This is a genomic window from Pseudotamlana agarivorans, assembly GCF_018860245.1.
In the GTDB taxonomy this organism is placed as follows: domain Bacteria; phylum Bacteroidota; class Bacteroidia; order Flavobacteriales; family Flavobacteriaceae; genus Pseudotamlana; species Pseudotamlana agarivorans_A.
Genome location: NZ_JAHKPD010000018.1, coordinates 119,733 through 131,823, shown reverse-complemented (window position 1 = coordinate 131,823; position 12,091 = coordinate 119,733). Strand labels below are relative to the sequence as shown.

General features: G+C 34.8%; 11 protein-coding genes. 5 read left to right on the top strand and 6 right to left on the bottom strand.

Going from position 1 to position 12,091, the window contains the following annotated elements; genetic code table 11:
• Nucleotides 1-387: 387 nt before the first annotated feature.
• Both KO493_RS11580 and KO493_RS11575 read right to left on the bottom strand, forming a co-directional pair.
• Nucleotides 388-1,119 (bottom strand): energy transducer TonB, encoded by a 732-nt coding sequence (locus KO493_RS11580; RefSeq protein WP_216068134.1) that lies wholly within the window; start codon nucleotides 1,117-1,119, stop codon nucleotides 388-390.
• Between the two features lie 115 nt (nucleotides 1,120-1,234).
• On the bottom strand, nucleotides 1,235-2,017 hold the full coding sequence (locus KO493_RS11575) for a hypothetical protein (RefSeq protein ID WP_216068133.1): 783 nt from the start codon (nucleotides 2,015-2,017) through the stop codon (nucleotides 1,235-1,237).
• Between the two features lie 118 nt (nucleotides 2,018-2,135).
• Here KO493_RS11575 and KO493_RS11570 point away from each other — a divergent pair, with 118 nt between their 5' ends.
• Together KO493_RS11570 and KO493_RS11565 are read left to right on the top strand one after the other, a co-directional pair.
• The gene (locus tag KO493_RS11570; protein ID WP_216068132.1) at nucleotides 2,136-2,630 is read left to right on the top strand and encodes an RNA polymerase sigma factor; all 495 of its coding nucleotides are present in this window, start codon (nucleotides 2,136-2,138) and stop codon (nucleotides 2,628-2,630) included.
• Between the two features lie 4 nt (nucleotides 2,631-2,634).
• The gene (locus tag KO493_RS11565) at nucleotides 2,635-3,267 is read left to right on the top strand and encodes a hypothetical protein (RefSeq protein ID WP_216068131.1); all 633 of its coding nucleotides are present in this window, start codon (nucleotides 2,635-2,637) and stop codon (nucleotides 3,265-3,267) included.
• Between the two features lie 58 nt (nucleotides 3,268-3,325).
• Here the strand turns inward: KO493_RS11565 and KO493_RS11560 are convergent, their stop codons facing one another.
• Together KO493_RS11560 and KO493_RS11555 are read right to left on the bottom strand one after the other, a co-directional pair.
• On the bottom strand, nucleotides 3,326-3,931 hold the full coding sequence (locus KO493_RS11560; protein ID WP_216068130.1) for a pseudouridine synthase: 606 nt from the start codon (nucleotides 3,929-3,931) through the stop codon (nucleotides 3,326-3,328).
• Entirely contained in the window at nucleotides 3,918-6,221 is a 2,304-nt protein-coding gene (locus KO493_RS11555; RefSeq protein WP_216068129.1) for a type IA DNA topoisomerase, read from the bottom strand. Before KO493_RS11555 ends, KO493_RS11560 begins: the two co-directional genes overlap by 14 nt.
• A 250-nt stretch (nucleotides 6,222-6,471) precedes the next feature.
• On the opposite strand from KO493_RS11555, the gene KO493_RS11550 reads away from it, so the two are divergent.
• Both KO493_RS11550 and KO493_RS11545 read left to right on the top strand, forming a co-directional pair.
• Nucleotides 6,472-7,989: an arylsulfatase gene (locus tag KO493_RS11550; RefSeq protein ID WP_216068128.1), complete on the top strand. Its 1,518-nt coding sequence runs from the start codon at nucleotides 6,472-6,474 to the stop codon at nucleotides 7,987-7,989.
• Nucleotides 7,990-8,129: 140 nt separating this feature from the next.
• Nucleotides 8,130-9,668: an arylsulfatase gene (locus KO493_RS11545; protein ID WP_216068127.1), complete on the top strand. Its 1,539-nt coding sequence runs from the start codon at nucleotides 8,130-8,132 to the stop codon at nucleotides 9,666-9,668.
• 93 nt (nucleotides 9,669-9,761) lie between these two features.
• Here KO493_RS11545 and KO493_RS11540 read toward each other — a convergent pair whose 3' ends face one another.
• The gene (locus KO493_RS11540; protein ID WP_216068126.1) at nucleotides 9,762-11,027 is read right to left on the bottom strand and encodes a hypothetical protein; all 1,266 of its coding nucleotides are present in this window, start codon (nucleotides 11,025-11,027) and stop codon (nucleotides 9,762-9,764) included.
• A 197-nt stretch (nucleotides 11,028-11,224) separates the two neighbouring features.
• Between KO493_RS11540 and KO493_RS11535 the strand changes: the two genes are divergently transcribed.
• Nucleotides 11,225-11,584: a hypothetical protein gene (locus KO493_RS11535; RefSeq protein WP_216068125.1), complete on the top strand. Its 360-nt coding sequence runs from the start codon at nucleotides 11,225-11,227 to the stop codon at nucleotides 11,582-11,584.
• Between the two features lie 55 nt (nucleotides 11,585-11,639).
• Here KO493_RS11535 and KO493_RS11530 read toward each other — a convergent pair whose 3' ends face one another.
• Entirely contained in the window at nucleotides 11,640-11,909 is a 270-nt protein-coding gene (locus KO493_RS11530) for a hypothetical protein (protein WP_216068124.1), read from the bottom strand.
• Between the last annotated feature and the right edge of the window lie 182 nt (nucleotides 11,910-12,091).

The window sequence follows — 12,091 nt, the reverse complement described above, 5'->3', positions numbered from 1 at the left end:
TTAGAAGTTAAATTTAGTGAAAAGTTTTTCGGTGGAGATCGCATTTGTTCATGAGATTCCCGTTTTCACGGGAATGAAGTTTAAGGTGATCGTCTAGATTTTTCATAATGATACGTTTTAGGATTAATGATGAAGCAAATATCTAACAGAAGTCTTGTTTTTGAAAAAGCGTTATACCGAATTGTAGAAACTTTGTGATGAAATGTAGAAACCAGGTATAAACACAAAGGAGACGTTTTGAAAAGTAAGTCCTTCGTCAGGCTGAACTTGTTTCGGGCGCTCATTGCGCCTAGTCCTCAATATGATGAGATTTTGAAACAAATTCAAAATGACAGGCTTTATAACTCTTCAAACCGCCTCTAATTTTTTAATGCGACTATAATTTATTTAGCGTGCTTCTAACTTAAAAAATATAGGCACAGCATACGAAACTTTAACGGGTTTCCCACGTTGTTTTCCAGGCGTCATATGGGGCAGTAAACGTATAATGCGTTCGGCTTCTTTTTCCAAAATATGGTCTGGACCTCTTGATTTAATTGATGAAATTTTTCCTGTAGCATCAATTATAAACATGACAGAAACACGACCTTGAGTCCCTAAATCTAAAGCCGATTGCGGGTATTTAAAATGCTTAAAAATATGTGCCTTCATTTTTTCTTGAAAACAGGCAATCTTCTCTTTATTGTTTCTGCCTTCGCAACCAGGAAAAACAGGAACATGCTCTATAACCGCAAAAGGTACTTGAACATCTTCTTCGACTTCTTCAACTTCGACGGCTTCAACAGCAACGGGAATTGGTGCTATAATGGCATCTTCTAATCCGATTTCGGAACTCTCAATAATGGTTTCTTCAATTTCAACAACATCTTCAACAATCTTGATAGACTCTTGAACTGATGCAGTAGGTGGCGGTGGAGGTGGTGCATTGACATTCACAATTGGAATCTCTTCTTCATATTGTTTTTCCATGTTTAAAATTTCGACAACATCTTGATCTACTTCATAAGTTTTAATTTCTAAAGCTTGCCAGGTAAAAAACAACATGATATTTAATCCAATAGCAAAATATATACTGCTATTTCTCCCAATGTCTACAACGGGGTTTTTCTTTGCTTTCATGACGCTATAGTTTAGAATTGATTAATATTCTAAAGCTAAGAAATCAAACTCTAAAAAACTATGACATTTGTCACAACAAACACTTCTAAAACAAGTGTTTATACAAAAAACACTTTTAAGAATTACCCTCTTTTTTTGTACCCAACAAATACAAAACAACGCCTGGACCAGATTTTACTTTAGAAATTTCCCAATCGTAAGTTTCTGTTCCTTTTAAACTAGCAACAAGGGCTTCCATTTCTTTTATAGAATACGTGCGTAAAGAAGAAACCACGCCGTCCCATAAAACAAAAAGTGGCACAATTGGAATAAGATATGTAAAAATAATTCTACCCCATTTAAACGGGCGAATAAAAGGTGTAACAAACAACACCGTAAGAGGCGAAAAAATCATGGCCAAAATACTTGGAATACTTCGTTCTTGGGCCTCAAAAATTGCAATTCCACTAGCGGCATCTATTGCATTTTGTAGTATTTGCTTAGCTTCTTTTGGCTTAAAATGATGAAAAGATAAAAACTGGGTTCTTAGTCCTTTTAAATTTACTGGTACATTTCTGGCGTCTACAGGTTTTTCTTCAAAAAGAAAATTATCTGCTTGCTTTTGTGTGTAAGTAAAGGCTGAAATATTGGGATAAAAATCTGTTAATACAATTTTTAAATCGGGACTGTTTTTTTTCAACTCGGTATTTAACCAAAGTAGTCCGCCGCCCCCTCCAGACCCCAAATCGATGATTCGATTGGTTTTACTCTGTCGTAATCCTTTTTCGATAATGGGTACCACAGGCTGATACATTTTTACTTTATTTGACAAAAATTGTAAAAAGTCTGTTCCGTAATTTCTTAAAAAGTTTGGAAACCATTTTTGGTCTTCAAATTCGAAAACGTGTATTCTACCCATCTTTTTTTATATTTATTACCCCTAAATTTTTGGCAAAGTATTCAATTTAAAATAAAGCATGAAAAAAATGTAACATTTTATAAATTACAAACACTTACATAACAACTAATCCAATCCCTTGAATAAAGCGTTAGAACATAATTTTGTTGAATTACTTGAAAAGCACCAAAATATAGTGCACAAAGTATGCCGATTGTACACCAATAATTACGATGCGCATAACGATTTGTTTCAAGAAATTACCATTCAACTTTGGCGTGCTTACCCAAAATTTAGAGGTGAGGCCAAGTTTAGTACTTGGATGTATCGTGTAGGTTTAAATACCGCGATTACACTTTATAGAAAATCGAAACGCACCATTAATACACAAGACTTTGAAGGTGTCGCATTTAAAATAAAGGCTGAAGATTATGATGACACTGAAGAGCAGCAATTAAAAGTCCTGTACAAGGCCATACATAAATTAAACGATATTGAAAAAGCTTTGGTCTTTTTGTACCTAGAAGATAAAGATTATAGAGAAATAAGTGAAACTTTAGGAATTAGTGAAGTGAATGCCCGGGTGAAGATGAACAGAATTAAAACGAAACTTAAAACCATTTTAAATTCGTAAACTTATGGATGAATTAGATTTATTAAAGAAGGATTGGAACCAAAATTCCAACAGTCATAAGGTTTCTGCGAAATCTATATACGCTATGCTGCATATAAAATCGTCTTCCATTGTTAAGACCTTATTTTACATTAGCATTGCCGAACTTGTTTTTTGGATACTCATTAATGTGTTACCCACCTTCTTTTCCAAATCATATAACGAACAACTGGATCTTATTTTCACCAATAAAATAGCATTAACATTAATTAATTTTTTCACCTACGCCATCATTATACTTTTTATTTGGCTTTTATTTAAAGCGCACAAGGCCATTTCGGTTACCGATAATGCAAAAAAACTGATGGAAAGCATTCTAAGAACTAGAAAAATAATAAAGTACTATGTTCTGTACAACCTTATTGTACTTACGCTATCGGTAATTGCAGGCTTGTATTTCGGCATTAAACAATCACCCGAAGTTTCAGACAAACTCATAAACGCTAGCCAATCAGAAACGTTCTTATTCTATGGCATTTGCTTTGTGCTGGTTGGTTTTTTTACACTTTGTTTTTGGCTGTTTTACAAACTTTTATACGGTTTATTATTAAAACGATTAAATAAAAACTATAAGGAACTTAAGAAATTAGAGGAATAAAACAACTCCCTAACCTTCCTCGCGTTATAAAACACCTCCCCGGCCCTCCTACACCTCCCTAGCCCTCCTCGAGGAGGGAACTCAAATCGGTAACCTCGATGACGTCACCAGGTTGCATATTATTTAGTTTTATTGCACCTATACGAACGCGCACCAAACGCAAAGTTGGAAAGCCCACTGCTGAAGTCATTTTTCGAACTTGCCTAAATTTCCCTTCTTTTAAAACCACAGAAATCCATGGTGCCGGACCATGACGTTCATCTCTAATTTTTTTCGATCGTGTTGGCAAATTTGGTAACGCTTCTAAAGCAAAGGCTTTACAAGGTTTGGTTTGGTACTTTTTACCATTGAAACCTATCTCAACGCCTATTTTTAACTTTTCTATCGCTTCCGCGGAAATTGGTCCGTCTACTTGCGCATAGTACTCCTTCTCCACCTTCCTGCTGTTTACATAATCGCTCATCTTACCATCGGTGGTTAATAACAATAAACCCTCCGATTTTTCATCAAGGCGACCAATAGCCATAATGCCTTCGGGAAAATCATGAAGCGCACCCAAGAAATTTTTAGATTGCTGCTTGGAGTCGTGACTTTTAAACTGACTCAAAAAACCGTATGGTTTATAAATTATAAAGTGTCTATGTGCCAAATTAGATGCTTCCATTCAATATTAAATGCACCAATGCTTTGGTAGGTTTTTGTCCGTTCATAGCGGTTCTCACTGCATCGAAAGTCATTTTAAAATCGCAACCCGATTTGTACGCACTACATCCATAGGCTGTTTTCCCTTTAAGCACGGTGCCTTTTTTGCATTTCGGACAAACCAATGCATCAGTCGTTGGTTTTTCAATCGCTTTCGCGGAAGTCTTTTTAGGTTCTAACTTTAACTGAAAATTGTCATCAAAACGTAACAAGCCTTCAACAGTTCCTGCTTCCGTTTTAAAACCTTTTAAATTCACGGTAGAACCCTTTTGAAGCAGACGAATAAATTGCTTTTCAGATATTTTTTTATCAGCAAAACTAAAGGGCAACACAAAATCGCAACCCGCTTTATAAGCACTGCAACCATAGGCTGTTTTTCCTTTTAAAAGTTTGCCTTTTTTACATTTCGGACAGCTTTCATTTAAAATCCCTGCAACCTTTTTAGTCTCAGCCTTCGCCGCACGCTGTTTTTGCACCGTTTCATAGGAAATATTAGCGCGTATGGTTTCGCTGCGTACTTCATAAACCAAGGCATCAACCATTTGCTTCATGTTTTTAATAAACGCAGCAGCACTAAATTCTCCTTTTTCAATATCCTTTAATTGCTTTTCCCAAGACCCTGTTAGCTCGGCCGATTTCAACAAATCATTCTGAATCGTATCAATCAACTGAATACCAGTAACTGTAGGTAACACCTGTTTTTTATTTCGTTTTATGTACTTTCTTCTAAAAAGCGTTTCAATAATATTGGCTCGTGTCGATGGTCGTCCAATACCGTTTTCTTTCATTAAATCACGTAACTCCTCATCATCAACCTGCTTACCTGCGGTTTCCATGGCTCGCAGTAAAGAGGCCTCCGTAAATTGATTAGGCGGTTTGGTTTCCTTCTCTAAAAACGATGGTTCATGGGGTCCCTTTTCACCTTTAACAAAAGTTGGTAAAATTCCAGATTCCTTTTCCTTTGCATTAGGATTTTCAAAAACAACACGCCATCCTTTTTCTAAAATTTCCTTTCCTGTTGTTTTAAATACAATTTTAGCAGCATTACCTAAAACTGTGGTATTCGACACGGTACAATCATCATAAAACACCGCTATAAAACGCTTTACAATAATATCGTAAACCTGTTGCTGGGCAGCCTGTAAATGCGTTTGCATACCCGTTGGAATAATAGCATGGTGATCGGTTACTTTTTTATCGTTAAAAACACGTGTAGATTTTTTTATCTTCTTACCTAAAAGCGGCTGTGTTAATGCAGCGTAATTGGTAAGTTTTTGAAGAATACCTGAAACTTTAGGATAAATATCATTTGGTAAAAAAGTGGTATCTACTCTTGGGTAAGTCACCACTTTTCGTTCGTATAATGCCTGCACTATTTTAAGCGTTTCGTCTGCCGAAAAGCCAAACTTCGTATTACAGTACACTTGTAAACCCGTTAAATCGAATAATTTCGGGGCGTATTCTTTACCTTTTTTCTTGGTAATAGAATCTATTTCGAATTCACTTTCCTTGACTTTATTCGCTAAAGCTTCACCGTCTGCTTTCTTTAAAAAGCGCCCCTCTTCATAACTAAAAAGCGTATCACGATATTGGGTTTGCAACTCCCAGTAAGGCTGTGGCTTAAAATTTTCTATTTCCTTAAAACGATTCACCACCATGGCTAAAGTAGGTGTTTGTACGCGCCCTACTGAAAGCACTTGCTTATAACCTCCATGCTTTACGGTGTATAATCGTGTGGCGTTCATACCCAACAACCAATCGCCAATAGCTCTAGAAAAACCTGCATAATACAGATTGTCATAATCTTCGGAAGGTTTCAAACTTTCAAAACCTTCTTTTATTGCTTCTGTTGTTAACGACGAAATCCATAAACGCTGTACTTCGCCTTTATAATTAGCCTCGTTCAACACCCAACGCTGAATAAGCTCTCCTTCTTGCCCGGCATCCCCACAGTTTATAACCAGGTCAGCCTTATCAAATAATCCTTTAACAATTTTAAATTGCTTCTGAATTCCAGAATTTGAAACCACTTTGGTTTCAAATTTTTCAGGAAGCATAGGTAAGTTATTGAGATCCCAACTTTTCCAGTAAGGTTTATAATCGTTAGGTTCTTTTAAAGTGCACAAATGCCCAAAAGTGTAAGTTACCGCATAACCGTTACCTTCATAATAGCCATCACGCTGTGTATTAGCTCCTAAAACAGAAGCAATCTCGCGGGCAACACTGGGTTTTTCGGCTATACAGACTTTCATTTAAACGATTTAAAACAGGCTTGCAAAATAGAACTTTATAATAGCTTTTAAAAAGGATATTATTAGGAGTTATTAACGGTTAAAAAAATTAAAAACTTCAAAAAACTAAAACATTAATAAATATTTATTCTTTACGGAAAAAGTGTTTAGGTAACAATTATGTAACATCAAGCACTCATTAAATTACTTATACAATGTTGTATATTTATAATTATCTTTAAACATATAATTAATCACAAAATCAAACCTTATGAAAAGAAATCATTTTTTTAATCTATTCTTTTTTTGCATAGCGACATCCCTCGTATTTGCACAGAAAAAACCAAACATTGTAGTCTTCTGGGGAGACGATGTTGGAATGTGGAACATTAGCGCCTACCACAATGGGATGATGGGTGGAACAACACCTAATATCGATCGAATCGCTAAAGAGGGGGCTATATTTACCGATCACTACGCGCAACAATCTTGTACTGCTGGTCGTGCGTCTTTTATTTTAGGTCAACATCCGTTTAGAACAGGATTATTAACTATTGGCATGCCTGGATCAGAGCATGGTATTAATGCAGCCGATCCTACTATAGCCGAATTATTAAAACCATTAGGTTACACTAGTGGACAATTTGGTAAAAACCACTTAGGTGATCGCGATGAGCATTTACCAACAAATCATGGTTTTGATGAATTCTTCGGAAACCTTTATCACTTAAATGCTGAAGAAGAGCCTGAAACTGAATTTTACCCTAAAGACCCTGAGTTCCACAAAAAATATGGACCAAGAGGTGTATTGAAATCAACAGCTGATGGTAAAGTGGAAGATACAGGACCATTAACTAAGAAACGTATGGAAACGGCAGATTCAGAATTTATTGATGCTGCATTAGGTTTTATTGATAAAAATGCAAAAGACGACAAACCTTTTTTTACATGGATAAACTCTACAAGAACTCATGTTTGGACACACTTATCTGATAAATATTTACATAAATCTGGTTATGGCTTATATGCTGATGCCATGATGGAATTAGATGATGGTGTAGGTCGTGTATTAGATAAATTAGATGAACTAGGTATTACAGAAAACACAATTATTATCTTTTCTACAGATAACGGTGCTGAGAAATTTACTTTCCCTGATGGTGGAACCATTCCATTTAGAGGTGAAAAAGGAACAACTTGGGAAGGTGGATTTAGAGTACCTGCCATGGTAAGATGGCCAGGTCATATTGAACCAGGAACTGTTATTAATGATATCATCTCTCACGAAGATTGGATGCCTACGCTTTTAGCTGCCGCAGGTAACCCTAACGTAAAAGAGGAATTACTAAAAGGTAAAAGCTACTCTGGAAAGACTTTTAAAGCACATTTAGATGGTTATAACCAATTAGACTTATTAACCGGTAAAACAAAAAAAGGCGAAGGTGCAAGAAAAGAAATTTTCTATTTTGATGCCGCTGGAAACTTAAATGCATTAAGATATCAAGACTGGAAATTACACTTCTCTATTATGGAAGGATCTATTAATGAAGCGTATAGAAAATCTCCATCTTGGCCAATAATCTTAAACTTAAGAAATGACCCTTTTGAAGTTTCTATGGATGCCGCATTATATATTAGAAATTATGCGGATCAAATGTGGATGATGGTACCTGCACAAAACTATGTTGGTAATTTTTTAAAAACATTTAAAGAATTCCCTTCTAGAAAAGGAAGTTCATTAAGTGTAGACAAAGTCATTCAGAGTTTACAAACACCTCCAAGAAATTAATTTTTCTGAAATAAAAGAGTAAAATAAAAAAGATTACCTGAAAGGGTGGTCTTTTTTTTGCCTAACAATTGTAAAACATTAATTATTAAAAGTTCAATAAAACCCAGTATCTTTACGTACTTAATTAAAAATCAATTTATATGAAAAAAAATCAATTATTTAATCTATTCTTTTTTTGCATAGCGACATCCCTCGTATTTGCACAGAAAAAACCTAATATCTTAGTACTTTGGGGTGATGACATTGGACAATCAAACATTAGTGCCTATACCATGGGATTGGTGGGTTACCGCACACCAAACATCGATCGTATAGCAAATGAAGGCATGATTTTTACCGATTATTATTCCGAACAAAGTTGTACAGCGGGGCGTTCAACCTTTATTTTAGGACAAAGTGTTTTACGTACAGGCTTAAGTAAAGTAGGTATGCCAGGCGCGGAACAAGGTATTTCTGAAAAAGACCCAACTATTGCCGAACTCTTAAAACCTATGGGCTATACCACTGGGCAGTTTGGAAAAAACCACTTAGGTGATCGTGACGAAATGTTACCAACAAATCATGGTTTTGATGAATTTTTCGGAAACCTATACCACCTAAACGCTGAAGAGGAGCCAGAATTAGAAGATTATCCTGACCCAAAACAATACCCAAATTTTGCTAAAAAATATGGTCCAAGAGGGGTTATCCACTCTTTTGCAGATGGAAAAGTAGAAGATACAGGCCCTTTAACTAAGAAACGTATGGAAACCATAGACGACGAATCGTCTGATGCAGCTATTGCTTTTATTAAAAAATCTGTCGCTTCCGGAAAGCCATTTTTTGTATGGTGGAATGGAACACGTATGCACTTTAGAACACACGTTAAAGATGAACACCGTGGCATCTCTGGACAAAATGAGTATGGAGATGGTATGGTAGAACATGATATGCATATTGGTAAATTCTTAAAGGTTATCGACGAATTAGGTATTGCTGATAACACGATTATACAATACGGTACAGATAATGGACCACATAAAAACACATGGCCAGATGCTGGAGTAAACCCTTTTAGAGGTGAAAAAAACACCAACTGGGAAGGTGGTTGGAGAACACCGTCTATGGTGCGTTGGCCTGGTAAAATTAAAGCTGGATCGGTTTCCAACGAAATCATGTCTGGATTGGACTGGATGCCAACCTATGTTGCTGCTGCAGGAGATCCTAAAGTTAAAGAAAAACTATTAAAAGGTTTTTCTGCTAATGGTAGGTCTTTTAAAGTCCATTTAGATGGATACAACTTCTTGCCATATTTAACTGGAGAAACAGAAAAGGGCCCACGTAAGGAGTTATTTTATTTCTCTGACGATGGTGAATTAATGGCCTTACGTTATAACGATTGGAAAGTAACTTTTATGCTTCAAGAATCTAAAGGCACACTAGATACCTGGTCTAAACCTATGGTAACAACAAGAATTCCTTGGATTTACAATTTAAGAAGAGACCCTTACGAATTCGCAACAACAACGTCAAACACCTACTGGGATTGGTATTTAGATCACGTATTTTTATTATTACCAGCATCTGAATACGTTGGAAATTTCATAGCTACTTTTAAGGAATATCCGCCACGAATGAAAGCAGCCAGTTTTAATTTAGGTGATACGATGGAAGCACTAACAAGTGCTGGAAAAAAGTAAATTTAGTAAAACGGTCTTATTAAAGCCAATAAAAAAGCCTCAAGTCGTGACATCTTATGACTTGAGGCTTTTTTCTTTTTAAGCGCTTAAAAGCTACTCAATACACTTTAATTTATCCATAAAAAAGTTATTATAATCAACATTCGTAATTTCGAAGCGCCCTTTAGTACCTTTTAACGTAATAGATTGAACTGGAGATGCTTTTAAAGCAGACATTTGAGATTTAGACAAGTTACCTTTAAAAGAAAAACGACCACACTCCATATCCCAAGAATGATAAAAAGCAATTTTTCTTCCGCTCTCTAAAGTTACTTTTACAGAAGAACGATTATGAGAAAAGTAACTCACACAGCCCAAGTCTTCATCTGAATTAAAAAAGACATTAATTTTTCTACCTTGACGATATAACTCCACAGTTAAATCACCACTTAGAACGTAAGCTTCTGTCCGTATTGTTTGAACATTATAAAATGTGTCAAAATCGTTAATCACAAAACTACATGAATCCTTATACTTAATACGTTCTAATTTTAACCTTTCTTTTTCCTTTAGTACCGCACTATTTTCAACAGGGTCTGAAAGAGAACTCATTTTATCATCAGACGAATTTATACTTTTTAAAATGGAGTCTTTTATGCGTTTTTTGTATAACGCCCTCTGTATCGCCATACTTCGGATAATTGAATCTTTAATTTGTTTTTTATAAAGTTCTTTTTGAAAATCAAAGTCAGCTTCAGTTAATTTATTAATTTTATTAGCTTCTATTTCCTTTTGCTTAAACTCGTTTTTAGAAATGGAATCATTGCTACGCTTTTCTTCTAAAACCTTGTCCTTTAGTCTTTTTAAATCAACAGAATCTTTTATTCTTTTTCCTTCAAGAGCTTTTTGCTTCGCTTGATAGGCCTCATTAGCCTTTTTTATTCGCAAAGCTTCCGCTAACTCTTTTTGATGTGCAATTATTCTAGCAAGGGAATCTTGTTTTTGCTTCTCTAAAGCTTCCTTATTTACAGTTTTATAAATTTTTTCTTTACGTGCATCCTCCGCCTGAATTAACTTGAGTCGCTCCTTATTTTGATGTGCATAATACAAGTCCATCATTTCCTCATTCACCTCTAAATCATCCACCTTCACAATACCAACTTGATCCTTATATTTGACTTTATAGTTATCCCGACCTAAAAAATCGACTACCATACAGGTTTCACTTTCAGAAAATTGACCAATAGGTCTGGTTAATCTATTCAAACTGGAATCTAATTCTTTATAAAGCGTTCCCTCTTGAAAAAACTGTGTAGAAATTTCAACTTCCTGTGAAAACAGGCTTATAGAAAATAAAAAAAAGTAAATATATCTAATCAAAATACTAAGCATATAAAGTTATGATAATTATCTAAAAACCCCAGATAAAAGGTTTTGATTTATGGTTTTTAAAATAACTAATAGGATCAAAATTAATTTTTTTTAAATTCTATAAAAGCTTTTGAAAATATATTGGATTAAATTCTTTATAATTACGATAAACGCCATTATTTAGGGCGAAATTCATAACGCAAAACATGACAATTCAAGAGCTAGTTGGCAAATACAATATCGTTGGTAGTAATCAAGATGGTGAAAAAAACACTTATAGAGGTACCTTAAAATTAAATCTAGACCATTTCAATAGAATTAAAGCAGAATGGTGTATTAACGAAACCCAAACACAGTTAGGTCATGGATTTTTTAAAGACAATATTCTTGTTATAAATTTTCAATACCAAGGCGAAAACAACGAAACATTTTACGGTGTTGCTGTTTATAAATGTCTTTCTACAAATATTTTAGAAGGCTTTTGGTCTGAGGAATATGGAGACCCATACTTTCTTGGTTCTGAACAATGTATAAGAATTAATACAGAAAACAAGCTCTTAAATTAAAAAAGCCCAAATAGCTTAGCTATACGGGCTTTTTTATATTAAAACACAAAGCAGTTTAACTCACTTTTTGCGCTGTTTTCATATCTTTTAACAATTGCAACTCGCGTTGAATTTCTTCTCTCCTTGCCGCAACTTTACTTACTTTTTCGTCTATGATTGCTTGATGTCTAAGCCGACTTTGACGCCTATGTTCCTCTTTCTCTTTACGTAATTGTCTTTCTTTTGTTAACTTTGCTTTCTCTTGAGCAACAGATATATATGAATATCCATACATGCTAATAAACAATAAAGCAACAATTCCTAATACTACAAAACCATATTCCATTTTAAACGCTATTAATTATGTTCATGTTTTGCCTTAATATTATTGAATCATCAATATTTTAGCAAACTTGATATTAAAGGTATAAAAAAGAGCACCTTATATTAAAATAAAAAAGATGAATGGCTTAAATTTTAGATAAACGTTTAAATACTCGTTTTACATGAACGATTACGCAATGTAAA